Raw genomic sequence first — 24,107 nt, 5'->3', positions numbered from 1 at the left:
TGGTTGTTTGGCAACGCTCGCTTCTTGCTGCGACAGCTCGAGGGGGCGAGAGCCGAAATGGCCTTGGCGGTGAACGCCTATAACCTGAAAAGAGCGATTAACGTGCTCGGCGCACGTCAGTTGATGGGCTGAAACGCCCTTTTTCGTCTGCCGTCCGCACAAAAGCAAACGCCCCGAACAAGTCGGGGCGTTTGCTTGAAACCACCATCAGTGTGTTTTCACACAGTCTGCGAAGGCTCCCTTTTTTTGTCGCTCAACGCTGGATCAGAACAACACACGGCTACGAATAGTGCCGTTGATGTGCTGCAGCTTCTCTTGCGCCAGATCCGAGTACTCGGCGTCGACGTCGATCACCACGTAGCCGACTTTCTCGTTGGTCTGCAGGAACTGACCGGAGATGTTGATACCGTTTTCGGCGAAGACCTTGTTGATCTCGCTCATCACACCCGGGATGTTCTCGTGGATGTGCAGCAGGCGGTGCTTGCCAGGGTGAGCCGGCAGGGCCACTTCCGGGAAGTTCACCGACGAAACGGACGTACCGTTGTCGCTGTACTTGACCAGTTTTTCCGCCACTTCCAGACCGATGTTGGCTTGCGCTTCAGCGGTCGAACCACCGATGTGCGGGGTCAGGATCACGTTGTCCAGGCCACGCAGCGGGCTTTCGAACTCTTCGTCGTTGGAGCGTGGCTCCACCGGGAAGACGTCGATGGCCGCGCCGATCAGGTGCTTGTCCTTGATCGCGTCCGCCAGGGCGTCCAGTTTGACCACGGTGCCGCGTGCTGCGTTGATCAGAATGCCGCCCTTCTTGATGGCGCGGATTTCCTTCTCGCCGATCATCCACTGGGTCGCAGCGGTTTCCGGAACGTGCAGGGTCACGATGTCGGACATGCCCAGCAGCTCGTTCAGGTTGCCGACCTGGGTCGCGTTGCCCAGCGGCAGCTTGGTCACGGTGTCATAGAAGAACACCTGCATCCCCAAGCCTTCGGCCAGAACCGACAACTGAGTACCGATCGAACCGTAGCCGACGATGCCCAGCTTCTTGCCACGGATCTCGAAGGAGTTGGCTGCGGATTTGATCCAGCCGCCACGGTGGCAGGACGCGTTTTTCTCAGGGATGCCGCGCAGCAGCAGGATCGCTTCGGCCAGCACCAGCTCGGCCACGGAGCGAGTGTTGGAGTACGGCGCGTTGAACACGGCGATACCGCGCTCGCGAGCCGCGTCCAGGTCAACCTGGTTGGTGCCGATGCAGAAGCAACCGACCGCTACCAGCTTCTTCGCGTGATCGAAGATCTCTTCAGTCAGTTGGGTGCGCGAACGAATGCCGATGAAGTGAGCGTCAGCGATCTTTTCCTTGAGCTGGGCTTCCGGCAGAGAACCTGTGAGGTACTCGATGCTGGTGTAGCCCGCCGCCTTGAGGACGTCGACAGCCGATTGGTGGACGCCTTCGAGAAGAAGGAACTTGATTTTGCTCTTATCGAGAGAAGTCTTGCTCATCTGCGTAAACCTGTATCCCGGAGAAAAATGGCAGGAAATGGTCAACAGACATTGACCTGGACGACAAGAAAGCCGTCACCGCAGAACAGGCGTTTGGGCACTGGCCGGCGGGGTCGGTATGCTAGCATAACGACCCCGCTAAACACTCATTCCTGCGACGTGAAGCGTTCTCAGGATGACCATGAATTGTTCGAGAGTTCTGTCGATGACCAATCCTGCCCTGATTGATGAACTGAAGACCCTGGTCGAGCCTGGCAAGGTCCTGACCGACGCCGACTCCCTGAACACATATGGCAAGGATTGGACCAAGCACTTCGCCCCCGCGCCGAGCGCCATCGTGTTTCCCAAGACTATCGAACAGGTGCAGGCCATCGTCCGTTGGGCCAATACGCACAAGGTTGCGCTGGTGCCTTCGGGCGGGCGCACCGGGCTGTCCGCCGCTGCGGTGGCCGCCAACGGCGAAGTGGTCGTGTCATTCGATTACATGAACCAGATTCTCGACGTGAACCTCACTGACCGCACCGCCGTGTGTCAGCCGGGCGTGGTCACCGAGCATTTGCAGAACGTCGCTGAAGAAAAGGGCCTGTACTACCCGGTGGACTTCGCATCGGCGGGTTCCAGCCAGATTGGCGGCAATATCGGCACCAATGCCGGCGGGATCAAGGTCATTCGCTACGGAATGACCCGCAACTGGGTTGCCGGCATGAAGGTGGTCACCGGCAAGGGTGACGTGCTGGAGCTGAACAAAGATTTGATCAAGAACGCCACCGGTTACGACCTGCGCCAGTTGTTCATTGGCGCCGAAGGCACCCTTGGATTTGTCGTTGAAGCGACCATGCGTCTGGATCGTGCGCCGAAAAACCTCACGGCGATGGTCCTCGGCACCGCTGATTTCGACTCGATCATGCCGGTGCTGCACGCCTTCCAGGGCAAGCTCGACCTGACCGCGTTCGAATTCTTCTCCGACAAGGCCTTGGCCAAAGTGCTGGGTCGCGGTGATGTGCCGGCGCCGTTTGAAACCGATTGCCCGTTCTACGCGCTGCTGGAGTTTGAAGCGACCACTGAAGAAGTGGCCAACAGCGCGCTGGAAACCTTTGAACATTGCGTCGAGCAGGGCTGGGTACTGGACGGCGTGATGAGCCAGAGCGAAACCCAGTTGCAGAACCTGTGGAAGCTGCGCGAGTACATCTCCGAAACCATCTCGCACTGGACCCCGTACAAGAACGACATCTCGGTCACCGTTTCAAAAGTGCCGGCGTTCTTGCAGGAAATCGACGCGATTGTCGGCGAATACTATCCGGACTTTGAAATTGTCTGGTTCGGCCACATCGGCGACGGCAACCTGCACCTGAACATCCTCAAGCCCGAAAGCCTGAGCAAGGACGAGTTCTTCGCCAAATGCGCCACCGTCAACAAGTGGGTGTTCGAAACCGTCGAGAAGTACAACGGCTCGATCTCCGCCGAACACGGCGTGGGCATGACCAAACGCGATTACTTGACCTACAGCCGCTCGCCGGTCGAAATCGAATACATGAAAGCGGTCAAAGCGGTGTTCGACCCGAACGGCATCATGAACCCGGGCAAGATTTTCGCGGTTTGATTGGCAATCTCTGATGAATCAATGAAGGCAGGAGTCGGTAAATGAGCTATCAGCACCAGTATGTCGACGGCACGCGTATTCACTTCCCGCTGGGAAAAGTGGTGTGCATTGGGCGTAATTACGCCGAACACGCCAAGGAATTGGACAACCCGGTGCCTACCGAGCCGTTGCTGTTCATCAAGCCGGGCAGTTGCGTGGTGTCGCTGGAAGGCGGTTTCAGCATTCCGACCGAGCGCGGTTCGGTGCATTACGAAGCGGAAATTGCCGTGTTGATCGGCAAGCCGCTGTCGACCAAGCCAAGCCGTGAAGAAGTGCTCGATGCGATCTCCGGTTTCGCTCCGGCGCTGGATCTGACCCTGCGCGACAAGCAGGCCGAGCTCAAATCCAAGGGCCTGCCGTGGGAAATCGCCAAGTCGTTCGACGGCGCGGCGGTGCTTGCCCCGTTCGTGGTGGGCAGCACCTTTGCTGATCTGACCGATATCGGCATCCGCCTGACCATCAACGGCGAAGTCCGTCAGGACGGCAACAGCAGCGCGATGCTCAACCCGATCGTGCCGATGATCCAGCACATGGCCGGCTGCTTCTCGCTGCAGGCCGGTGACGTGATCCTGACCGGCACGCCGGTGGGCGTTGGCCCGCTGAATGTCGGCGACGACATCGTGCTGGAACTGGTCGGCGCCAGCCGCTTTACCAGCAGCGTGCGCTAACCGCCACACTGCAAAAACCTGTGGGAGCGGGCTTGCTCGCGAAAGCATTTTGTCAGTCAACGAAGATGTCGACTGATCCGACGCCTTCGCGAGCAAGCCCGCTCTCGCATTGGTTTGTGGTGACCCGAATATCGGGGACAAACCACGACAATCTCGCCATTTGCCGTTTTTTTCACATCCCGTCTGGATAATTTCCGTCATTCTGGCGTCTGAGCCGGCCTCTTTGTGCTATTACCCATAGCCTGAATTTTCGGAACGCATCCCTCGATGGCATCTCAAACTCAGCTCAAAACCCCTCGCCGCTCACGTTTCGCCCTGCGCTGGTATTCCTTGCTATTGCTGGTGATCGTCGCAGCGTATGGGCTGGCGTATCTGATGCATTGGGATGATCGCGGTGCGCTGTGGGTACTGGAGCGTTTCGAAAGCCCGGCCGAGCAAAAGGGAAGTGTCTGGCTGCCGGATTACCGGGTGGTCATCGATGCCAAGCCGCTGCCGGGCATGGAGAAGGATGAGGCGTCGGATCTGGCCTACAACCCGCAGACCAAAACCCTGTTCTCGGTGATGGGCAAGAACCCGTTTCTGGTCGAACTGACCCTGCAAGGCGATGTGCTGCGCAAGATGCCGCTGGTGGGCTGGGCCAACCCGGAAGGCGTCACGATCATGGAAAACGGCCTGATGGCCATTGTCGATGAGCGTCTGCACATGCTGTCGATCGTCAAGGTCGACGCCGATACGCGTGAGCTGAACATCGCCAATTTCCCCAAGTACGACCTTGGCCCCTCGAAAGACCAGAACAAAGCTTTCGAAGCGATTACCTGGGATGCGCGCAACCAGCAGTTCCTGCTGGGCGAGGAGCGTCCACCGGTGCTGTTCACCTGGAAAAGCGATGGCAGCCAGACGCTCAAAGGCGACAAGCAGAAGCTGGACAGTGATGAGCTCGACATTCGCAATCTCTCGGCGTTGGCGATTGACCCGCGCACCGGTCACACATTGGCGTTGTCGGCTGACTCGCACCTGTTGCTGGAGCTGGACGAGAAGGGCGAGCAAGTCAGTTTCATGACCCTGCTTGGCGGCTTCAACGGTTTGAAGAGCACCATTCCCCGCGCCGAAGGCGTGGCCCTGGACGAGGCAGGCACGCTGTATATGGTCAGCGAGCCGAACCTGTTCTATCGCTTCGAAAAGCAGAAGTAATGCCCTTGCTGGGGAGGCTCTTGTCGTCCAAGGCAAGTGGCCATTAAGCTTCATTTCAGACAGGCGTGATATTTCATCCGCCTGTTTTGATTCCGAGCCCTCCTGCATGCGTCGATTTGCCCGTCCCAAGCCTCTCCTTGTCACCCTTTCGGTGATTGCTCTGATCGCGTTGATCGCGATTGGCCAATACCTGCGCCTGTTCGAGCGCGCCTGGTTCAATCTGCACACCCTGTGGCAACCGCTAAGCAGCGAGGCCATTGGTCTGGATCAATATCGGGTGGAGATCGAGGCGCGGGTAATCGAGGGGTTGGACGATGACGTGTCGGCGCTGACCTACGATCCGGTGCGCAACAGTCTTTTCACAGTCACCAACAAACATGCCGAGCTGGTCGAACTGTCGCTGGAGGGCAAAATCCTGCGCCGCATCGCACTGATCGGCTTTGGTGATCCGGAGGCGGTTGAGTTCATCAGTGCCGATACTTATGTGATCACCGACGAGCGCCAGCAGCGGTTGATCAAGATTCACCTGGAAGATGTCACCACGTTCCTCGATGCGGCGGACGCCGAGCAAATGACCCTGGGTGTGCACGCGAGCAGCAACAAGGGTTTTGAGGGGCTGGCTTATGACTCGGTGGGCAAGCGCTTGTTTGTCGCGAAAGAGCGCGACCCGATGCTGATCTACGAAGTGCACGGTTTCCCGCACTTCAACCCGGAAAAGTCCTACGCGGTGCATGTGATCAACAATCCCAAACGGGATGCCGGCATGTTCGTGCGTGATCTGTCGAGCCTGCAATACGACGAGCGCAGCGGGCATTTACTGGCACTGTCGGATGAGTCGGGGCTGATTCTGGAGCTGGATGTGGGTGGGCGCCCGTTGAGCACCCTGTCGCTGAGCAAGGGCCGACAAGGCTTGCAGAAAACCGTGCCGCAGGCAGAAGGCATTGCGATGGATGACGACGGGACGCTGTACCTGGTGAGTGAGCCAAACCTGTTTTACGTCTTCAAAAAGCCCGCCCAGAACTGACTGACACTGCAAAATGGGGCTTGCTCGCGAAAGCGGTGGACCAGACAACGCAGATGTCGACTGATCCACCGCTGTCGCGAGCAAGCCCGCTCCCACAGGTGGGGGCATGCATCTGCCCACAAAAATGTGGGCAGTCTGGCTTACTCAGCCTTCAGCGTTTTCACACCTTCACTCGTACCCAGCAGCAGCAGATCCGCCGGACGCGCGGCGAACAAACCGTTGGTGACCACGCCGACGATGGCGTTGATCTGCGTTTCCAGCTCCACCGGATTGGTGATCTGCATATTGAACACGTCGAGGATGATGTTGCCGTTGTCGGTCAGTACACCTTCGCGGTACACCGGGTCGCCGCCCAGTTTCACCAGTTCGCGAGCGACGTGGCTGCGAGCCATCGGGATGACTTCCACCGGCAGCGGGAATTCGCCCAGCACCGGCACCAGTTTGCTGGCGTCGGCGATGCAGATGAAGGTCTTGGCCACGGCGGCAACGATCTTCTCGCGGGTCAGGGCCGCGCCGCCGCCCTTGATCAGGTTCAGGTGCTCATCGCTTTCATCAGCGCCGTCGACGTAGAACTCCAGGTCGCTGACGGTGTTCAGTTCATAGACGGGAATCCCGTGGCCCTTGAGGCGCGCGGCGGTGGCTTCGGAGCTGGCGACCGCGCCATCGAATGCGCCCTTGTGCTGGGCCAGTGCGTCGATGAAGCAGTTGGCGGTGGAGCCGGTGCCGACACCGACGATGCTTTTGTCGTCGAGTTTCGGGAGGATGAAGTCGACAGCAGCCTGAGCCACTGCCTGTTTGAGTTGATCCTGGGTCATGCGGGCTCCGGAAGCGGGCAAGGTGAGAACGGAAAGGCCGGCATTATAGCCCCAAGCGGGTCTAAAACCTCTGCAATCGTGTGGTCGCCCGGGCAAAAGCCGGGTTAGACTCCTTGGCCCTGCCCAACCGCTCAGTGATGCTTTCCGATGCTCGAACAGTACGTCAAAAAGATCCTCACCTCGCGCGTTTATGACGTTGCCGTAGAAACCCCGCTGCAGAACGCTCGCCAGCTCTCCGAGCGGCTGGGCAATGACATCTGGCTCAAGCGCGAAGATTTGCAGCCGGTGTTCTCGTTCAAGATTCGGGGCGCCTACAACAAGTTGACCCAACTGAGCGACGAAGAACGCGCCCGTGGTGTGGTCACCGCTTCAGCGGGCAACCACGCGCAGGGTCTGGCCCTGGCGGCGAAAGTGCTGGGCGTCAAAGCCACCATCGTCATGCCCAAGACCACCCCGGAGATCAAGGTCGAAGGCGTGCGTTCGCGTGGCGGCAAAGTGGTGCTGCACGGCGATTCGTTCCCGGAAGCGCTGGCCTATTCGCTGAAACTGGTCGATGAAAAAGGCTACGTCTACATCCACCCGTACGACGATCCGCACACCATTGCCGGGCAGGGCACCGTGGCGATGGAGATTCTGCGTCAGCACCCGCAGCCACTGGATGCGATTTTCGTCCCGGTCGGCGGCGGCGGCCTGATCGCCGGTATTGCGGCGTACGTGAAATACCTGCGTCCGGACATCAAAGTCATCGGCGTCGAGCCCGACGACTCCAACTGCCTGCAAGCCGCCATGGCTGCCGGCGAACGCGTGGTGTTGCCGACCGTGGGCATCTTTGCTGACGGCGTCGCGGTGGCGCAGATCGGCCAGCACACCTTCGACATCTGCAAAGATCATGTCGATGAAGTGATTACCGTCAGCACCGACGAGATCTGTGCGGCAATCAAGGATATCTACGACGATACCCGCTCGATCACCGAGCCTGCCGGCGCCTTGGGCGTGGCCGGGATCAAGAAGTACGTCGAGTTGCGCGGCGTCAGCGGCCAGACCTTTGTCGCCATCGACTCCGGTGCCAACGTCAACTTCGACCGCTTGCGTCACGTTGCCGAGCGCGCCGAACTGGGCGAAGGCCGCGAAGCGATCATCGCCGTGACCATTCCCGAAAAGGCCGGCAGCTTCAAGGCGTTCTGCGAGGCCATCGGCAAGCGTCAGATCACCGAATTCAACTACCGCTACAACACCGGCAGCGAAGCGCACATCTTCGTCGGCGTGCAGACCCACCCGGAAAACGACCCGCGCAGCGCACTGCTGGCGAGCCTGGCCGAGCAGGGCTTCCCGGTCATTGACCTGACCGACAACGAATTGGCCAAGTTGCACATCCGTCACATGGTCGGCGGGCGTGCGGCGCAGGTGGTTGATGAAGTGGTGCTGCGCTTCGAATTCCCGGAGCGTCCGGGCGCGCTGTTCAACTTCCTCAACAAACTTGGCGGGCGCTGGAACATCTCGATGTTCCACTACCGCAACCACGGCGCGGCGGATGGCCGGGTGGTCGCCGGGCTGCAAGTGCCCCACGATGAGCGGCATCTGGTGCCGCAGGCGCTGGCGCAAATCGGTTATCCGTACTGGGACGAAAGCGACAACCCGGCCTATAAGCTGTTTCTTGGCTGAACGGCTACGCTGATGGGCATGGCCCAAGGAAAAGAAACCCATGGAAACCCTGACCACCCTGAAAGTCCTTCACGTCGCTGCAACCGTGGTGATACTCACCAGCGGCCTGGGGCTCGCCGCGCTGACCTGGCGTAATCGCAGTCAAGGGCCGGCCAGCACGATGCAGCGTCCGTGGTTGTTTGTCTGGTGTCTGATGCTGATCGGCATGTTGAGCATGCCCTTCACCGGCTGGTGGCTGGTGCATCTGATTGGCTGGCCATTGGGGCAGTTCTGGATTCTGGGCTCCAGCGTGATCTATGCCGTGGCCACATTCAGTGCCGTTTGGTTGCTTGTTCGGCTGAATCGACGGTGGACGAGCGGGGGCGGTAACTGGAAATTCAGTCTGGCGCTGGCGATTGTCAGTGGTGTCGGATTTCTCGCCATTGCGGCGTTGATGGGGGCCAAGCCTGTTTAAGGCTTGAGACCGGGTTGCCCCTTCGCGTGCAAGCCCGCTGCCACAGGGGAACGCATTCCAGTGTGGAGTGGGCTTGCTCGCGAAAGCGATTTCAGTCGCGCAGTGTGATGACCGGCCAGCCACGCTTTTCGGCTTCAGCGCGCAGGTTCGGATCCGGATCCACGGCCACCGGGTTCGCCACCTGCTCCAGTAGCGGCAAGTCATTCATCGAGTCGCTGTAGAAGTAGCTGTCTTGCAGCGAATGCCCGGTTTCTTCCAGCCAGCGATTCAGGCGCGTCACCTTGCCTTCACGGAAGCACGGGATATCGGTGCTGCGCCCGGTGTAACGGCCATCGACCATTTCGCACTCGGTGGCGATCAGGGTTTCAACGCCCAAACGAACGGCAATCGGCGCGGTCACGAAACGGTTGGTCGCGGTGATGATCACCAGTTTGTCGCCGGCATCGCGGTGTTTTTTCAACAGGTCGAGCGCCTTGGGCAACACGATGGGCTCGATGCAGTCACGCATGTAGTCGTTGTGCCATTGATCGAGCACGGCCATTTCGGTGCGGCCGAGAATCTCCAGGCAGAAATTCAGGTACGCGGCGTTATCCAGCTTGCCGGCCAGGTAATCCTGATAGAACTCGTCGTTGCGCGCTTTGTACGCGACGGGGTCGAGGAAGCCGCGTTCACACAGATAGTCGCCCCAAGCGTGATCGCTGTCGCCGCCCAGAAGGGTGTTGTCCAAATCGAATAGAGCCAGGCGCATTGCAGTTACCCGCTGAAAAGTCAGTAAAAAGGCGACAAGAATACGGTCTTTTCACAAGAGTGCACATAAGGTAGGAACCTTCGTTGCCGCCTTATCAAGCTTTGTGGAACAATGCGGCGACATGCGTTTGCGAGGTTGTTGCCGTGATCGACCCCGATGGTTTCCGCCCCAATGTCGGGATCATTCTGACGAATGACGCCGGCCAGGTGCTATGGGCTCGCCGTATCAATCAAGATGCCTGGCAGTTTCCACAAGGGGGAATCAACCCTGAAGAGACGCCGGAAGACGCCTTGTACCGCGAGCTGAACGAAGAAGTTGGCCTGGAACGTGAAGATGTTGAAATACTCGCCTGCACACGGGGCTGGTTGCGCTATCGTTTGCCGCAACGTCTGGTGCGTACCCACAGCCAACCGCTGTGCATCGGCCAGAAACAGAAGTGGTTTCTCCTGCGCCTGATCTCCAACGAGCAGCGGGTGCGGATGGATTTGACCGGTAAACCGGAGTTCGATGGCTGGCGCTGGGTCAGCTATTGGTATCCGTTGGGCCAGGTGGTGACATTCAAGCGCGAGGTGTATCGCCGCGCCCTCAAAGAGCTTGCCCCGCGCCTTTTAGCGCGCGACTGACGACGGAGTTCGACCCCGAGCCATGCTCAATACGCTGCGCAAGATCGTCCAGGAAGTTAACTCCGCCAAGGATCTCAAGGCGGCGTTGGGGATTATTGTGTTGCGCGTCAAAGAGGCCATGGGCAGCCAGGTCTGCTCGGTCTACCTGCTTGATCCCGAGGCCAACCGCTTCGTCCTGATGGCCACCGAGGGCTTGAACAAGCGCTCGATTGGCAAAGTCAGCATGGCACCCAACGAAGGTCTGGTGGGTCTGGTCGGCACGCGTGAAGAACCCCTGAACCTCGAAAACGCCGCGGATCACCCGCGCTACCGCTACTTCGCCGAGACCGGTGAGGAGCGCTATGCCTCCTTCCTTGGCGCACCGATCATTCACCACCGCCGCGTCGTCGGCGTGTTGGTCATCCAGCAAAAAGAACGCCGCCAGTTCGATGAAGGTGAAGAAGCCTTCCTCGTGACCATGAGCGCGCAGCTCGCCGGCGTTATCGCCCACGCCGAGGCCACCGGTTCGATCCGGGGTCTGGGCCGTCAGGGCAAAGGCATTCAGGAAGCCAAGTTCGTTGGCGTGCCGGGTTCGCCGGGTGCGGCGGTCGGTACGGCGGTGGTCATGTTGCCGCCGGCGGATCTGGACGTGGTGCCGGACAAGACCATCACCGATATCAACGCCGAACTGGCACTGTTCAAGACCGCCATCGAAGGCGTGCGCGCCGACATGCGTGCCTTGTCGGCGAAACTGGCGACACAACTGCGTCCCGAAGAGCGCGCGCTGTTCGACGTTTATCTGATGATGCTCGACGATGCCTCGCTCGGCAGCGAAATCACCACTGTGATCAAGACCGGCCAGTGGGCGCAGGGTGCGTTGCGTCAGGTGGTCACTGAACACGTCAACCGTTTCGAACTGATGGACGATGCCTACCTGCGTGAGCGAGCGTCGGACGTCAAAGACCTCGGCCGCCGCTTGCTGGCCTACTTGCAGGAAGAGCGGCAACAGAACCTCGTCTACCCGGAAAAAACCATTCTGGTCAGCGAAGAACTGACGCCGGCCATGCTCGGCGAGGTGCCGGAAGGCACGCTGGTTGGTCTGGTTTCGGTACTCGGTTCGGGGAACTCCCACGTTGCGATCCTGGCCCGGGCCATGGGTATTCCAACGGTGATGGGCCTGGTCGATCTGCCGTACGCCAAGGTCGACGGCATTGAAATGATCGTCGATGGCGTTCGTGGCGAGGTTTACACCAACCCCAGCGAAGTGCTGCGCAAGCAGTTCGCCGAAGTCGTCGAAGAAGAGAAACAACTGGCGCTGGGCCTCGATGCCCTGCGTGATCTGCCCTGCGTGACCCTCGATGGGCACCGCATGCCGCTGTGGGTCAACACCGGCCTGCTGGCGGATGTGGCGCGGGCGCAGAAGCGTGGCGCCGAAGGTGTCGGTCTGTATCGCACCGAAGTGCCGTTCATGATCAACCAGCGCTTCCCGAGCGAGAAGGAACAACTGGCGATCTACCGCGAACAGCTCGCCGCGTTCCATCCGCAACCGGTGACCATGCGCAGCCTGGACATCGGCGGTGACAAGTCGCTGTCGTACTTCCCGATCAAGGAAGACAACCCGTTCCTCGGCTGGCGCGGCATTCGCGTCACCCTCGACCACCCGGAAATCTTCCTGGTGCAGACCCGCGCCATGCTCAAGGCCAGCGAGGGCCTGAACAACCTGCGGATTTTGCTGCCGATGATTTCCGGCACCCACGAACTCGAAGAAGCCCTGCACCTGATTCACCGGGCGTGGGGCGAGGTGCGCGACGAAGGCACCGACGTGCAAATGCCGCCAATCGGGGTGATGATCGAGATTCCGGCAGCGGTCTACCAGACCAGGGAACTGGCGCGGATGGTCGACTTCCTCTCGGTCGGCTCCAACGACTTGACCCAATACCTGCTGGCCGTGGACCGTAACAACCCACGGGTGGCGGATCTCTACGACTACCTGCACCCGGCCGTGTTGCAAGCGTTGCAAACCGTGGTGCGCGACGCCCATGCCGAGGGCAAACCGGTGAGCATTTGCGGCGAGATGGCCGGTGATCCGGCGGCGGCGGTGCTGTTGATGGCGATGGGCTTCGACAGTCTGTCGATGAACGCCACCAACTTGCCGAAGGTGAAGTGGATGCTGCGTCAGGTCAATCTGGACAAGGCCAGGCAATTGCTGGGCGAATTGATGACCATCGATAACCCGCAAGTTATCCACAGTTCGCTGCAACTGGCGCTGAAGAACCTTGGGTTGTCGAAGATCAATCCGCCGGCGGTCAACAAAGCCCTTTAAAAGGCTGATCGCCCCCTCGCGAACAAGCCCGCTCCCACAGGGGATTTGTGTCGATCACAGATCCAATGTGGGTGCGGGCTTGCTCGCGAAGGTGTCAGTCCAGATACCGCTAAACCACAATCTCGACTTCCCCCAGATGCCCGCCATACGGCCCGAAGCTGCGCTCCACCATCCTGCGCGTCCCATCCGCCTGCACCACCAGCGCCGTACTTGCCCGCGTCCCGTAACTCTGGCTGGCAATAAACACACTCGACAGCAGTGATTCCGTCGCCAGCCCCACGCCGGTGTCCGGCAACTCGGCAAACGGCGCCGTTTGCGCATCGCCAAGTAACGCCAGCAACCGTGCAGGCTGCGGATCCTCCAGCACTGCACTCAACGCCGCCCTGGCCTTGAGCAGCTTCGGCCACGGCGTGTCCAGTCCGGCATTGGATAATCCGTAGACCCCGGACTGCAGCATCACCGGCTCCGACATCCGTGCGTTGTAGTGCCATAGCTCATGGCTGTTGCCCAGCAGCAGGTTGAACCCGGCGTACTCTGGTGAGCGACCGACAACGTCGGCCAGATAGTCATCAATCGCCTCATCGCCCGCGAGAAACCCCGCCGCCAGCTCCCCCCGCGATTTACGCGCCGGCGGCTGATGCGGGTCGCGGATATTGGTCAGCGCCGCAAAGCGCCCGTTGGCACCGATCCCCAGCCAGGTGCCACCGGCTTCGAGATCGCGTCCGGCGTGCACATGCGGTGCCTCAGGCCATTGCCCCAGCGGCAGACTGGGGCGGGCGTAAAACTCGTCACGGTTGGCCGCAACGATCAGCGGCTGGGCATGGCCCGGGCGCCAGGCAAAAACGATCAGGCACATAAGGTGGTCCTTGTGTGTTTTTTGTCCACTCTACGCATCCGGCGTCCGTGCATCCATCGCCAGTTCCGCCTAAGGGTATGCATCCGTTACCATGCCGCTCCGGTTTGGGGAAAGCGTCTGGGAGACGGTCATGGAATTTCTGCTCTATCTGGCGCTGGGCGCCTGTGCAGGCGTGCTGGCCGGGCTGTTCGGGGTGGGCGGCGGGATCATTATTGTCCCGGTGCTGGTTTACAGTTTCACGTTGCAGGGCTTCGACCCATCGATTCTGACCCACCTGGCGGTCGGCACGTCGTTGGCGACGATCATCTTCACCTCGGTCAATGCCGTGCGTGAGCACCATCGACGTGGTGCGGTACGCTGGCCGGTTTTTGCGTGGATGACCGTGGGTATTCTGGTCGGCGCCGGTTTCGGTGCGCTGACGGCCGAAGCGATTTCCGGGCCGCATTTGCAAAAAATCATCGGCGTATTTGCCTTGGTGATTTCCGTGCAGTTGGCGCTGGACGTCAAACCCAAGGCCAGCCGAACGGTGCCGGGCAAACTCGGTCTGTCCGTGGCTGGCAGTGTGATTGGCTGGGCCTCGGCGATTTTTGGCGTCGGCGGCGGATCGCTGACCGTGCCGTTCCTGACCTGGCGCAGCGTGCCGATGCAGCAAGCGGTAGCGACCTCGTCGGCCTGCGGTCTGCCGATCGCCCTGGTCAGTGCATTAAGTTTCATGATTCTGGGCTGGCACGATCCGCTGCTGCCGGCCCATAGTCTCGGTTTTGTCTATTTGCCGGCGCTGTTGGGCATCGCCCTGACCAGCATGGTGTTCGCCCGTCTCGGCGCACGATTGGCACATAGATTATCGCCACGCTTGCTCAAACGGCTGTTCGCCGCTTTGCTGTTTTGCGTTGGCTTGAGTTTTCTGCTTTGAGCAGGTCGCAATCCTGGCTTAATCCTGAGGTGACAGCGTCGCCCGGGAATTCTGGTTTCAACTTCTAACGAGGAGTCGCAATGCTGCCTTACCCGCAGATCGACCCGGTGGCCCTGGCCATCGGTCCGCTGAAAATCCACTGGTACGGTCTGATGTACCTGATCGGCATCGGCGGCGCCTGGCTGCTGGCGTCCCGGCGGTTGAACCGCTTCGACCCGACCTGGAGCAAGGAGAAACTCTCCGACTTGATTTTCTGGTTATCGATGGGGGTCATTGTCGGCGGGCGGTTGGGTTACGTGCTGTTCTACGATCTGAGCGCCTACCTGGCCAACCCGTTGCTGATTTTCGAAGTGTGGAAGGGCGGCATGTCGTTCCACGGCGGCTTTATCGGCGTGATGCTGGCCGCGTTGTGGTTCGGCAAAAAGAACAACAAGTCGTTCTTCCAGTTGATGGACTTCGTCGCACCGATGGTGCCGATCGGCCTGGGCGCCGGGCGTATCGGCAACTTTATCAACGCCGAGTTGTGGGGCAAGCCGACCGACGTGCCGTGGGCGATGATCTTCCCGCCGTTCAGCGACCCGGCGCAGTTGCCGCGTCACCCGTCGCAGCTGTATCAGTTCGCCCTTGAAGGCGTCGCGCTGTTCCTGATCCTGTGGTTGTTCTCGCGTAAACCGCGGCCGACCATGGCGGTATCGGGGATGTTCACGCTGTTCTACGGCATCTTCCGTTTCATCGTCGAATTCGTCCGTGTACCGGACGCGCAACTGGGCTATCTGGCCTGGGGCTGGCTGACCATGGGTCAGGTGCTTTGCGTGCCGATGGTGCTTGCCGGTCTGTACCTGATCTGGCTGGCTTATCATCGCGCCCCGGCAGCGCCCGCGGCGGCCGTATAAATTCGAAGGCCGGGGGCGACGGCCCCCGGGTTCAAGGACACAGGTAACTCATGAAGCAATATCTCGAACTGGTCTCGCACGTCATCCAGAACGGCACCAAACAGGCCAACCGCACCGGCATCAACACCATCAGTTTCCCGGGGGCGATGCTGCGTTTCGATCTGCAGGAAGGTTTTCCGGCGATCACCACCCGCAAGATGGCCTTCAAATCGGCCATCGGCGAGATGTGCGGTTTTCTGCGTGGTGTGAACAACGCCGCTGAATTCCGCGCGCTGGGCTGCAAGGTCTGGGACCAGAACGCCAACGAAAACGCCCAGTGGCTGGCCAACCCGTTCCGTCAGGGCGACGACGACCTCGGCGAAATCTATGGCGTGCAATGGCGCAAATGGCCGGCGTACAAGCAGATTCCGTTGAGCAACACCGCGGCCATCGAACAAACCTTGAGCAATGGCTACAAGCAGATCGCTCAAGGCGAAGAAGACGGCCAGGCCTACGTGGTGCTGTACAAAGCCATCGACCAGGTGCGCCAGTGCGTCGACACGATCATCAATGATCCGGGCAGCCGCCGCATCCTGTTCCACGGCTGGAACTGCGCCCAACTCGATGAAATGGCCCTGCCACCGTGCCATCTGCTGTACCAGTTCCACCCGAATGTCGAGACCAGGGAAATTTCCCTGACCCTCTACATCCGCTCCAACGACCTGGGCCTGGGCACGCCGTTCAACCTCACCGAAGGCGCCGCGCTGCTGAGCCTGATCGGTCGCCTGACCGGTTACACCCCGCGCTGGTTCACCTATTTCATCGGTGATGCGCACGTCTACGAAAACCATCTGGACATGCTCAACGAACAAATCAAGCGCGAACCGTTCGCCATGCCGAAACTGAAAATCTCCGACCGCGTGCCGGAATTTGCCAAGACCGGTGTGTATCAGCCGGAGTGGCTGGAGCTGGTGGAGCCAGGCGACTTCTCGCTGGAAGGTTATGAACACCACGCGCCAATGACCGCGCCGATGGCGGTCTGAGGTTTCACGCAATACCCTGTGGGAGCGGGCTTGCTCGCGAAGAGGGTGTGTCAGTCAATTATGTGTTGGCTGACACACCGCTTTCGCGAGCAAGCCCGCTCCCACATTGGTTATCGGGTGTTCTTAATGGCCGTGACTACGGCCCACATGCGAATGCTCCACCTCCGTCGCCACCACCCCGCCACTCACTTCCAGCCGCTGCAAAATCCCGCATTGATCGGCCCCCGGCCTTTCGCCACAGCGTTGGCGCAGGTCGAGCAGTTGTGTCTGCAACGCCAATAACCCGTCAATTCGTGCCTTCACATGCTGGATGTGTTCATCGATCAGCGTGTTGACGCTTTCACACTGATCCTGCGGGCTATCACGCATGGCCAACAGGCTGCGGATTTCTTCGAGGGTCATGTCGAGGGTGCGGCAGTTGCGGATGAAGGTCAGGCGTTCGGCGTGGGCCTGGGTGTAGACGCGGTAGTTGCCGTCGCTGCGGGCGGGCTCTGGCAGCAGGTTTTCGCGCTCGTAGTAACGAATGGTTTCGACGGCGCAATCGGTCAGCTTGGCCAGTTCTCCGATCTTCATGACGGCAATCTCCAAAAGGGTGCTTGACCCTATAGTGGCTACAGGGTCTTTACTTGGCAACAGGCACCTTCATGGACGCGACCAATGAGCGATTCCCTGCACTCCCACAAACCCCACGCGGGGCACGACCACAGCCATAAATTGCAGCCTGTGCATAAACATGACCACGGCGGCGACGCTTGCTGCGCATCGAAAGCCGCCGCACCTGCACGGGTGCTACTGAGCGAAAAGACCAGCGCCGACGCCCGGCTGAGCAGCTTTCGCATCGAGGCGATGGACTGCCCGACCGAACAGACGCTGATCCAGAACAAACTCGGCAAACTGGCCGGCGTCGAGCAACTGGAATTCAACCTGATCAACCGCGTGCTCGGTGTGACCCACACGCTGCCAGGCACCGAGCCCATCACTGAGGCAATCAAATCCCTCGGCATGCACGCCGAACCGCTGGAGGCGGGCGTCGAGTCGCCAGCCCCGGCCCCCGTGAAAAAACACTGGTGGCCATTGGCGCTGTCCGGCGTCGGTGCGCTCGCCGCCGAAGTGATCCACTTCACCAACGCCGCGCCGACCTGGGTGGTGGCGATCATCGCGCTGGTGTCGATCCTCAGCGGTGGCCTCGGCACCTACAAAAAGGGCTGGATTGCCCTGAAGAACCGCAACCTCAACATCAATGCGCTGATGAGCATCGCCGTGACCGGTGCCGTGTTGATCGGCCAATGGCCGGAAGCGGCGATGGTGATGTTCCTGTTCACCGTGGCCGAGTTGATCGAAGCACGTTCGCTGGATCGTGCGCGCAACGCGATCAGCGGTCTGATGCAAATGACCCCGGAGCAGGCGACCGTATTGCAGGCTGACGGTCGCTGGCTCGAACAGGAAGTGAAAAGCGTCGAACTCGGCGCCCGCGTGCGGGTAAAACCCGGCGAGCGTATTGCGCTGGACGGTGAAGTCGTCAGCGGCCGTTCGACCATCGATCAGGCGCCGATCACCGGGGAAAGCCTGCCGGTGGAGAAAACCGTGGGCGATAAAGTCTTCGCCGGCACCATCAATCAGGCCGGTTCGCTGGAATACGCGGTCACCGCAGCGGCGAACAACTCGACGCTGGCGCGGATCATTCACGCCGTCGAGCAAGCCCAGGGCGCACGCGCACCGACCCAGCGCTTCGTCGATCAATTCTCGACAATCTACACCCCTGCGGTGTTCGTCCTGGCCCTGGCCGTGGCGATCATTCCGCCGCTGTTCATGGGCGCGGTGTGGTTCGACTGGATCTACCGCGCGCTGGTGTTGCTGGTGGTCGCGTGCCCATGTGCCTTGGTGATTTCCACCCCGGTGACCATCGTCAGCGGCCTCGCGGCGGCGGCGCGCAAAGGCATTCTGGTCAAGGGCGGCGTGTACCTGGAGGGCGGTTTCAAGCTCGATTATCTGGCGCTGGATAAAACCGGAACCATCACCCACGGCAAACCGGTGCAGACCGATTACCTGTCCCTCGATCCGACGGCCGACGCCACCGCCCCGGCGATTGCTGCCGCGTTGGCCGGCCGTTCCGATCACCCGGTGTCGCTGGCCATCGCCAACGCCGCTGTGGATAAAAACCTCGCGGCGCAGATTGTGGATAACTTCGAAGCGCTGGCCGGCCGTGGCGTCAAAGGCGAGATCAACGGCCAGGTCTACTACTTGGGCAACCATCGTCTGGTTGAAGAGCTGAACCTGTGCTCCCCGGCGCTGGAAGAAAAACTCTTCGCGCTGGAGAAACAGGGCAAATCCGTGGTGCTGTTGCTCGACAAGTCCGGCCCGCTGGCGCTGTTTGCGGTGGCCGACACCGTCAAGGAGAGCAGTCGCGAAGCGATCCGCCAGTTGCATGCGCTGGGCGTGAAAACCCTGATGCTCACGGGCGATAACGTCCACACCGCGCAGGCGATTGCCGCGCAGGTCGGCATCGATCAGGCTCAGGGCGATTTGTTGCCGACCGACAAGCTGCAAGCCATCGAAGCGCTTTACGCACATGGCCACCGGGTCGGCATGGTCGGCGACGGTATCAACGATGCCCCGGCATTGGCCCGCGCCGAGATCGGTTTTGCCATGGCCGCAGCGGGCACCGACACGGCTATCGAAACTGCCGATGTCGCCCTGATGGACGACGATCTGCGCAAGATCCCGGCATTCATCAGCCTGTCTCGCGATACCGCCAGCATCCTGAAACAGAACATTGCATTGGCGTTGGTGATCAAGGCTATCTTTCTTGGGGTAACCTTCGCCGGGCTCGCCACCATGTGGATGGCGGTGTTTGCCGACATGGGCGTGAGCCTGCTGGTGGTGTTCAACGGTTTGCGCCTGTTGCGCAAATAGACGATGAGGGGTGGTTGTGCTGAGTGCCGAGCTGAAGGCGTTTTACATGGTGGCCCGTCTGGGCAGCATCACTTTGGCGGCGAAAAAACTCGGCCTCAGCCAACCGACCGTGACCACGCAGATTCGTAACCTCGAAAGCCACTATTCGGTAGAGCTGTTCTACCGTGGCGGTCGCCGATTGAGTGTCAGCGACGAAGGCGCGCGGCTGCTGCCGATGGTCAAGGCGTTGTTGCAGCAGGAAGCCGATATCGAGTTTTTCCTGCGCAACAGCGGCCAGGTGCAAGGCACGTTGCGAATCGCCGCGACCGCGCCGTATTACATCCTCGATCTGGTGAAGACTTTTCGCGAACGCCTGCCGCAGGTGGACGTGTCGGTGGAAATCGGCAACTCGCAGCAGGTGCTCGAAGCGCTGGAGGATTACCGGGTCGATGTCGCCGCGTCGTCGCAGTTGCTGGATGATGCGCGGCTGATTCGTCGGGTGCTCGGCACGGATCCGCTGGTATTGGCGGTGCATCGCAATCACCCGCTGGCGGTGCATGAGCATGTGTCGCTGAGTGCGTTGGTCGGGCATACGTTGCTGATGCGCGAGTCGGGTTCGACCACGCGGCGGTTGACCGAAGAGTTGCTGGCCAGCGCCGGGGTGAGTTTCGGGCCGCTGCTGGAGATCGGCAGCCGTGAATCGATTCGCGAGGCGGTGTTGCGCAACATTGGCATCAGCATCATTGCCCGCCAGGAAGTGCCGCATGATCCGCAGCTAAAGGTGCTGACCCTTGAGCATGCGCCGCAGATTCCCGAGTACCTGTACTGCCTCAAGGAGCGCAAGAATGCGCGGTTGCCGGCGGCGTTTTTGGGGTTGGCGCAGGAAATGTCCCCGGCCTGAGATCTTTCAGTGCCTGTGCCGGCCTCTTCGCGAGCAAGCCCGCTCCCACATTGGCATGCGTTCCCCCTGTGGGAGCGGGCTGCTCGCGAAGGGGTCAGCCGCCGCAGCAAAATCCGACAGGTAAATCCCCAATCTCTGTAGGGCACTAAACCCTTTCCAGCGCAGGTGTTTAAAGACACTCGGTGTTACGCCCGGCAGCCTACAAATCCTTGCGCCGCTGCCTACGCATGCACCAGAATCCGCCGGCTTGTGCGCCTTGGGCTGGCTGCGTAACTTGGTTCGCATCACTGATTTCCAGTGATCGGGTTTAGTAGCCCGGATCAGTTGACTTACGGCTGTACAAGAATCATCCAGTCGGGCGCTTGCTTGCACTTGATGGTGGCTGTGCGCATGGCATCTTCGGGTGCGCCGGGTCTTGAGTCTTCTGCCGGTCTACTAACTTGCGCACAGCTGCCACCCCTTTCGTTTAGTAGCGAGATGGCTGCGGCTCTACTGGAGAAAGACTCAATGTTCAAACCAACGCCAAACCCGCCGATCTCCGATCCGGCATCCCCCTACGAATCGCCCGATTCAAAGAAATTCCACGAAGCCGCCGAGCGCGCCCTCGACCACTATCTCTGCCCACCGGTCGCCGCCATCATGGCCGCGTCCTACACCCCCAACACGCTCTACATGGCACACCCTGAGGCTGACACCGAATCCCTGCTGGCCGACGCCAGTGAAACCCTCGGCTCCGCCACCGTCATGCTCCACAACCACGCGGCACTGGTGGAAGGCTCGCACCGCAAAACCCTGCAAGGCATCGCTCAGGTGGTGATGCTGGCCGAGTTGGCGGTCAATCGTGTGCTGGACAGGTTAGTGCCGACCGAATGATCAACGCGCTCAGCGGCGCATGCCCATGTGCCGCTGAGTGGAGGCTAGAGGTGTCGATCGCCGGAATCTTTTGGTGAATGTCTGGGCCTCTTCGCGAGCAAGCCCGCTCCCACATTGGCATGCGTTCCCCCTGTGGGAGCGGGCTGCTCGCGAAGGGGGCAGACCAGGCAATGCAGAACCTCAGCCCAAACCAAAATCCCCGAATACCACTATCAGCCGTTTTTGCCTCACTGCCACATGACGGACGCATTACAACGCTAGGATTTGCCTCATCTGCTTGATGAGGTCTGTCCCATGAATCCTGCCATCGCAACCACCCTGACTCACCCAGGCGCACCGATGAACGTGCGCGGCGTGCAGAAGCGCTTTGGCGCGTTCACCGCACTGGATAACGTCTCCCTCGACGTCGCGGCCGGTGAACTGGTGTGCCTGCTCGGCCCGTCCGGGTGCGGCAAGACCACGTTGCTGCGTTGCATCGCCGGTCTGGAAAAGCAGGACAGCGGCGAGTTGTACCTCGGTGACCACGATGTCTCGAATCTCGCACCGCAGGCCCGGGACTACGGGATTCTGTTTCAGTCCTACGCACTGTTCCCCAATCTGACGGTGGAGGCGAACATTGCCTACGGCCTCGCCGGCAGCGGTCGCGATGAAGTGCGCCGCCGCGTCGGTGAGATGCTGGAACTGGTCGGCCTCACCGGCAGTGAGAAAAAGTACCCCGGCCAATTGTCCGGCGGCCAACAGCAACGGGTGGCACTGGCCCGCGCTCTGGCCCCGGCACCGTCGCTGCTGCTGCTCGACGAACCGATGTCGGCCCTTGACGCCCGGGTGCGTGAGCATTTGTGTACCGAACTGCGCCAACTGCAACGCAACCTCGGCATCACCACCCTGATGGTCACGCACAATCAGGACGAAGCCATGCTGATGGCCGACCGCATCGCCGTGATGAATAACGGTCGGGTCGAGCAGTACGCCACCCCGCAGGACATCTACAACCGCCCGGCCACACCGTTTGTGGCCGAGTTTGTCGGGCAGGGTAACTGGCTGCCGTTCCAGCGCAGCAGCGCCAGCCACGCCCGGGTGGGCGGGATGGATGTGCGTCTGGCGGATGGCAGCGTGAGCGGCGCCTCGGGCCGATTGTTCTGCCGCCCGGAAGCGATCAACGTCAATCCGCTGGTGCACGAAGAAAACCTGTTCCCGGCCAAAGTCCGCGAGATCACCTTCCTCGGCAACCGCTGCCGCATGAGCTTCGAACTCGATCAACTGCCCGGCCACGCGCTGCTCGCCGAACTGGCGCCGGAGGCCATGCCGCGCCTCGGCGCCCAGCAGATCATGGTTGCGTTGCCGCCGCGCAGCCTGCAGGTGTTTGCCTGATGAGCAGCCACCTCGCGCTGCCGCTCCCGCATAAGCAGGTGCGTCAGACGTCCCGTGCCGAGATCGGCGACCGCATCTTCGTCGTCGGCGGCAAACTCCTGCTGCTGGTACTGCTTGGCGTTGCGGTGCTGTTGCCGTTGCTGGCGATCTTCTGGCGCGGCTTCAGTAGCGAAGCCGGGCAGGGCGGTGGCTGGCTCGCTGCGAAAGAACTGGCGACCAGCGAGAATTTCCACTGGCTGCTCGGCAACAGCCTGAAAGTTTCCCTCAGCGTCGCGGCCATCGTCGTACCGCTGGCCTACCTGTTTGCCTACGCCCTGCAACGCACGTTGATTCCGGCCAAAGGCATCTGGCGCGGGATTTCCCTGCTACCGCTGATGGCGCCGTCGATGCTGCCGGGGATTGCGCTGGTCTATCTGTTCGGCAATCAAGGCCTGTTGCGCGGGCTGCTCTCGGACAACATCTACGGGTTCTGGGGGATTGTGCTGGGTGAGGTGATCTACACCTTTCCCCATGCGCTGATGATTCTGCTGTCGGCGCTGTCCCTGGCCGATGCGCGGCTGTTCGATGCGGCGTCGAGCATGGGCGCCAGTCCGGCCAAGGCGTTTCGCAGCATCACCTGGCCGGCGACCCGACAGGCTGTGTTCGCCGCGTTCTGTCTGGTGTTCACCCTGACCATCACCGATTTCGGTGTGCCGGTGGTGGTCGGTGGCGACTATCAAGTGTTGGCGCTGGAGGCTTATAAAGCCGTGGTCGGCCAGCAGCAATTCGGCCGTGGTGCGTTGATCGGCATGGTGCTGTTGCTGCCGGCGCTGCTGAGCTTTGGCGTCGATGCGTGGTTGCGTCGACGTCACGGCGACTCCATGAGTGGCCGCGCCCAGGTGTTCAAACCGGCGCCGTCGAAAGTGCGTGATGGCTGCTATCTGGTCATCGTCCTGCTGATCTGCGCGGCGTTGCTGCTGGTGTTCGGCATGGCGGTGTTCTCCTCGCTGGTGAAGTTCTGGCCGTACAACCTGTCGCTGTCGCTCAACCACTATCAGTTCAACGAAACCGCCGGCGGTGGCTGGCTGGCCTACAGCAACAGTTTGAAGATGGCGCTGGGCACGGCGCTGATCGGCAGCGTGCTGATCTTCACCGGCGCGTATCTGATGGAAAAAACACGCACGCAACGCGGCCTCAATCTGGCGTTGCGCATGCTCAGTTTCGTGCCGATGGCGGTGCCGGGGTTGGTGCTTGGTCTGGGTTACGTGTTCTTTTTCAACCTGACCGGCAACCCGCTGCATGTGCTCTACGGGACGATGATCCTGCTGATCGTCTGCACCATTGCGCACTATCTGACCACCGCACAAATGACCGCAACCACCGCGCTGCGCCAGCTCGATGCCGAGTTCGAAGCCGCCGCGCTGTCGCTCAAGGCGCCGCTGTATCGGCATTACCTGCGCGTGACCGTGCCGATCTGCCTGCCGGCGTTGCTGGACATCGTGCGCTACCTGTTCGTCTCGGCGATGACCACGGTGTCGGCGGCGATCTTCCTCTACAGCCCGGACACCATTCTTGCGGCGGTGGCGGTGCTGAACATGGATGACGCCGGCAACGTCGGCGGCGCGGCAGCGATGTCGACCCTGATTCTGTTCACCTCGGCGGGCGTGTCCTTGCTGCTGGCGTGGGCTTCGCGCGGTTTGCTGCGCCGTTCCCAGGCCTGGCGGCAAACCGCGCCCGGTCACTGATGTTTCCCGTAACCCTCAACTCAAAAAGACAGGAAAACGATC

At 60.8% G+C, this 24,107-nt stretch carries 21 protein-coding genes; 16 read left to right on the top strand and 5 right to left on the bottom strand.

Annotated elements, in window-relative coordinates:
• Nucleotides 1–264: 264 nt before the first annotated feature.
• Complete coding sequence (gene serA, locus AACY11_RS18420) at nucleotides 265–1,494, bottom strand: phosphoglycerate dehydrogenase (RefSeq protein ID WP_339430396.1); 1,230 nt, start codon at nucleotides 1,492–1,494, stop codon at nucleotides 265–267.
• 205 nt (nucleotides 1,495–1,699) lie between these two features.
• On the opposite strand from serA, the gene AACY11_RS18415 reads away from it, so the two are divergent.
• The 4 genes from AACY11_RS18415 to AACY11_RS18400 all read left to right on the top strand — a co-directional run bounded on the left by AACY11_RS18415 (nucleotide 1,700) and on the right by AACY11_RS18400 (nucleotide 6,016).
• The gene (locus AACY11_RS18415) at nucleotides 1,700–3,094 is read left to right on the top strand and encodes an FAD-binding oxidoreductase (protein WP_339430395.1); all 1,395 of its coding nucleotides are present in this window, start codon (nucleotides 1,700–1,702) and stop codon (nucleotides 3,092–3,094) included.
• A gap of 41 nt (nucleotides 3,095–3,135) precedes the next feature.
• A complete protein-coding gene (locus tag AACY11_RS18410) occupies nucleotides 3,136–3,801 on the top strand; it encodes a fumarylacetoacetate hydrolase family protein (RefSeq protein WP_221734095.1) in 666 nt (221 codons plus the stop codon).
• Between the two features lie 267 nt (nucleotides 3,802–4,068).
• On the top strand, nucleotides 4,069–4,992 hold the full coding sequence (locus AACY11_RS18405; protein WP_339495476.1) for an SdiA-regulated domain-containing protein: 924 nt from the start codon (nucleotides 4,069–4,071) through the stop codon (nucleotides 4,990–4,992).
• 106 nt (nucleotides 4,993–5,098) lie between these two features.
• Complete coding sequence (locus AACY11_RS18400) at nucleotides 5,099–6,016, top strand: SdiA-regulated domain-containing protein (RefSeq protein ID WP_339464673.1); 918 nt, start codon at nucleotides 5,099–5,101, stop codon at nucleotides 6,014–6,016.
• 140 nt (nucleotides 6,017–6,156) lie between these two features.
• On the opposite strand, the gene rpiA is transcribed toward AACY11_RS18400, so the two are convergent.
• Nucleotides 6,157–6,831 (bottom strand): ribose-5-phosphate isomerase RpiA, encoded by a 675-nt coding sequence (rpiA, locus tag AACY11_RS18395; protein WP_339430392.1) that lies wholly within the window; start codon nucleotides 6,829–6,831, stop codon nucleotides 6,157–6,159.
• Nucleotides 6,832–6,978: 147 nt separating this feature from the next.
• On the opposite strand from rpiA, the gene ilvA reads away from it, so the two are divergent.
• Complete coding sequence (gene ilvA / locus AACY11_RS18390) at nucleotides 6,979–8,493, top strand: threonine ammonia-lyase, biosynthetic (protein ID WP_339430391.1); 1,515 nt, start codon at nucleotides 6,979–6,981, stop codon at nucleotides 8,491–8,493.
• 40 nt (nucleotides 8,494–8,533) lie between these two features.
• On the top strand, nucleotides 8,534–8,947 hold the full coding sequence (locus AACY11_RS18385) for a DUF2269 family protein (protein WP_339430390.1): 414 nt from the start codon (nucleotides 8,534–8,536) through the stop codon (nucleotides 8,945–8,947).
• A gap of 91 nt (nucleotides 8,948–9,038) precedes the next feature.
• Here the strand turns inward: AACY11_RS18385 and AACY11_RS18380 are convergent, their stop codons facing one another.
• Complete coding sequence (locus AACY11_RS18380) at nucleotides 9,039–9,695, bottom strand: HAD family hydrolase (protein ID WP_339430389.1); 657 nt, start codon at nucleotides 9,693–9,695, stop codon at nucleotides 9,039–9,041.
• A gap of 143 nt (nucleotides 9,696–9,838) precedes the next feature.
• Between AACY11_RS18380 and AACY11_RS18375 the strand changes: the two genes are divergently transcribed.
• Together AACY11_RS18375 and ptsP are read left to right on the top strand one after the other, a co-directional pair.
• Nucleotides 9,839–10,318, top strand: a complete 480-nt coding sequence (locus AACY11_RS18375) for an RNA pyrophosphohydrolase (protein WP_003229203.1) — start codon at nucleotides 9,839–9,841, stop codon at nucleotides 10,316–10,318.
• 22 nt (nucleotides 10,319–10,340) lie between these two features.
• On the top strand, nucleotides 10,341–12,620 hold the full coding sequence (gene ptsP / locus AACY11_RS18370) for a phosphoenolpyruvate--protein phosphotransferase (protein WP_339495475.1): 2,280 nt from the start codon (nucleotides 10,341–10,343) through the stop codon (nucleotides 12,618–12,620).
• A gap of 109 nt (nucleotides 12,621–12,729) precedes the next feature.
• On the opposite strand, the gene AACY11_RS18365 is transcribed toward ptsP, so the two are convergent.
• On the bottom strand, nucleotides 12,730–13,476 hold the full coding sequence (locus AACY11_RS18365; protein ID WP_339495474.1) for an NRDE family protein: 747 nt from the start codon (nucleotides 13,474–13,476) through the stop codon (nucleotides 12,730–12,732).
• A 130-nt stretch (nucleotides 13,477–13,606) separates the two neighbouring features.
• Between AACY11_RS18365 and AACY11_RS18360 the strand changes: the two genes are divergently transcribed.
• From AACY11_RS18360 to AACY11_RS18350, 3 genes are all read left to right on the top strand, one after another.
• Nucleotides 13,607–14,389, top strand: a complete 783-nt coding sequence (locus AACY11_RS18360; protein ID WP_339430386.1) for a sulfite exporter TauE/SafE family protein — start codon at nucleotides 13,607–13,609, stop codon at nucleotides 14,387–14,389.
• A gap of 80 nt (nucleotides 14,390–14,469) precedes the next feature.
• Entirely contained in the window at nucleotides 14,470–15,282 is an 813-nt protein-coding gene (lgt, locus tag AACY11_RS18355; RefSeq protein WP_339430385.1) for a prolipoprotein diacylglyceryl transferase, read from the top strand.
• A 50-nt stretch (nucleotides 15,283–15,332) separates the two neighbouring features.
• Nucleotides 15,333–16,304 carry a thymidylate synthase gene (locus AACY11_RS18350; protein WP_339495473.1) on the top strand — a complete coding sequence of 324 codons (972 nt, stop codon included), beginning with the start codon at nucleotides 15,333–15,335 and terminating at the stop codon, nucleotides 16,302–16,304.
• A gap of 123 nt (nucleotides 16,305–16,427) precedes the next feature.
• On the opposite strand, the gene cadR is transcribed toward AACY11_RS18350, so the two are convergent.
• Nucleotides 16,428–16,877, bottom strand: a complete 450-nt coding sequence (cadR, locus tag AACY11_RS18345) for a Cd(II)/Pb(II)-responsive transcriptional regulator (protein ID WP_339430384.1) — start codon at nucleotides 16,875–16,877, stop codon at nucleotides 16,428–16,430.
• Between the two features lie 84 nt (nucleotides 16,878–16,961).
• Here cadR and AACY11_RS18340 point away from each other — a divergent pair, with 84 nt between their 5' ends.
• The 5 genes from AACY11_RS18340 to AACY11_RS18320 all read left to right on the top strand — a co-directional run bounded on the left by AACY11_RS18340 (nucleotide 16,962) and on the right by AACY11_RS18320 (nucleotide 24,065).
• Nucleotides 16,962–19,217: a heavy metal translocating P-type ATPase gene (locus AACY11_RS18340; protein WP_339495472.1), complete on the top strand. Its 2,256-nt coding sequence runs from the start codon at nucleotides 16,962–16,964 to the stop codon at nucleotides 19,215–19,217.
• Nucleotides 19,218–19,233: 16 nt separating this feature from the next.
• On the top strand, nucleotides 19,234–20,097 hold the full coding sequence (locus AACY11_RS18335) for a LysR family transcriptional regulator (RefSeq protein ID WP_339430500.1): 864 nt from the start codon (nucleotides 19,234–19,236) through the stop codon (nucleotides 20,095–20,097).
• Between the two features lie 507 nt (nucleotides 20,098–20,604).
• The gene (locus AACY11_RS18330; protein ID WP_339464678.1) at nucleotides 20,605–20,970 is read left to right on the top strand and encodes a DUF6124 family protein; all 366 of its coding nucleotides are present in this window, start codon (nucleotides 20,605–20,607) and stop codon (nucleotides 20,968–20,970) included.
• A 294-nt stretch (nucleotides 20,971–21,264) separates the two neighbouring features.
• Nucleotides 21,265–22,341, top strand: coding sequence for a putative 2-aminoethylphosphonate ABC transporter ATP-binding protein (locus AACY11_RS18325; protein WP_339495471.1), 1,077 nt, complete (start codon nucleotides 21,265–21,267; stop codon nucleotides 22,339–22,341).
• A complete protein-coding gene (locus tag AACY11_RS18320; protein WP_339495470.1) occupies nucleotides 22,341–24,065 on the top strand; it encodes a putative 2-aminoethylphosphonate ABC transporter permease subunit in 1,725 nt (574 codons plus the stop codon). The genes AACY11_RS18325 and AACY11_RS18320 overlap by 1 nt, the downstream gene beginning before the upstream one ends.
• Nucleotides 24,066–24,107: the final 42 nt, after the last annotated feature.

This window comes from Pseudomonas sp. RA_105y_Pfl2_P56, assembly GCF_963970845.1.
Classification (GTDB): Bacteria; Pseudomonadota; Gammaproteobacteria; order Pseudomonadales; family Pseudomonadaceae; genus Aquipseudomonas; species Aquipseudomonas baetica_A.
Note: the sequence above shows the minus strand (reverse complement) of the source record. Positions and strands in the feature narration are given on the sequence as shown.

What these genes read in the sequence shown, in the direction of transcription:
- serA (WP_339430396.1), bottom strand. Translation starts at nt 1,494, where the DNA reads ATGAGCAAGACTTCTCTCGATAAGAGCAAAATCAAGTTCCTTCTTCTC.
- AACY11_RS18415 (WP_339430395.1), top strand. Translation starts at nt 1,700, where the DNA reads ATGACCAATCCTGCCCTGATTGATGAACTGAAGACCCTGGTCGAGCCT.
- AACY11_RS18410 (WP_221734095.1), top strand. Translation starts at nt 3,136, where the DNA reads ATGAGCTATCAGCACCAGTATGTCGACGGCACGCGTATTCACTTCCCG.
- AACY11_RS18405 (WP_339495476.1), top strand. Translation starts at nt 4,069, where the DNA reads ATGGCATCTCAAACTCAGCTCAAAACCCCTCGCCGCTCACGTTTCGCC.
- AACY11_RS18400 (WP_339464673.1), top strand. Translation starts at nt 5,099, where the DNA reads ATGCGTCGATTTGCCCGTCCCAAGCCTCTCCTTGTCACCCTTTCGGTG.
- rpiA (WP_339430392.1), bottom strand. Translation starts at nt 6,831, where the DNA reads ATGACCCAGGATCAACTCAAACAGGCAGTGGCTCAGGCTGCTGTCGAC.
- ilvA (WP_339430391.1), top strand. Translation starts at nt 6,979, where the DNA reads ATGCTCGAACAGTACGTCAAAAAGATCCTCACCTCGCGCGTTTATGAC.
- AACY11_RS18385 (WP_339430390.1), top strand. Translation starts at nt 8,534, where the DNA reads ATGGAAACCCTGACCACCCTGAAAGTCCTTCACGTCGCTGCAACCGTG.
- AACY11_RS18380 (WP_339430389.1), bottom strand. Translation starts at nt 9,695, where the DNA reads ATGCGCCTGGCTCTATTCGATTTGGACAACACCCTTCTGGGCGGCGAC.
- ptsP (WP_339495475.1), top strand. Translation starts at nt 10,341, where the DNA reads ATGCTCAATACGCTGCGCAAGATCGTCCAGGAAGTTAACTCCGCCAAG.
- AACY11_RS18365 (WP_339495474.1), bottom strand. Translation starts at nt 13,476, where the DNA reads ATGTGCCTGATCGTTTTTGCCTGGCGCCCGGGCCATGCCCAGCCGCTG.
- AACY11_RS18360 (WP_339430386.1), top strand. Translation starts at nt 13,607, where the DNA reads ATGGAATTTCTGCTCTATCTGGCGCTGGGCGCCTGTGCAGGCGTGCTG.
- lgt (WP_339430385.1), top strand. Translation starts at nt 14,470, where the DNA reads ATGCTGCCTTACCCGCAGATCGACCCGGTGGCCCTGGCCATCGGTCCG.
- AACY11_RS18350 (WP_339495473.1), top strand. Translation starts at nt 15,333, where the DNA reads ATGAAGCAATATCTCGAACTGGTCTCGCACGTCATCCAGAACGGCACC.
- cadR (WP_339430384.1), bottom strand. Translation starts at nt 16,877, where the DNA reads ATGAAGATCGGAGAACTGGCCAAGCTGACCGATTGCGCCGTCGAAACC.
- AACY11_RS18340 (WP_339495472.1), top strand. Translation starts at nt 16,962, where the DNA reads ATGAGCGATTCCCTGCACTCCCACAAACCCCACGCGGGGCACGACCAC.
- AACY11_RS18330 (WP_339464678.1), top strand. Translation starts at nt 20,605, where the DNA reads ATGTTCAAACCAACGCCAAACCCGCCGATCTCCGATCCGGCATCCCCC.
- AACY11_RS18325 (WP_339495471.1), top strand. Translation starts at nt 21,265, where the DNA reads ATGAATCCTGCCATCGCAACCACCCTGACTCACCCAGGCGCACCGATG.
- AACY11_RS18320 (WP_339495470.1), top strand. Translation starts at nt 22,341, where the DNA reads ATGAGCAGCCACCTCGCGCTGCCGCTCCCGCATAAGCAGGTGCGTCAG.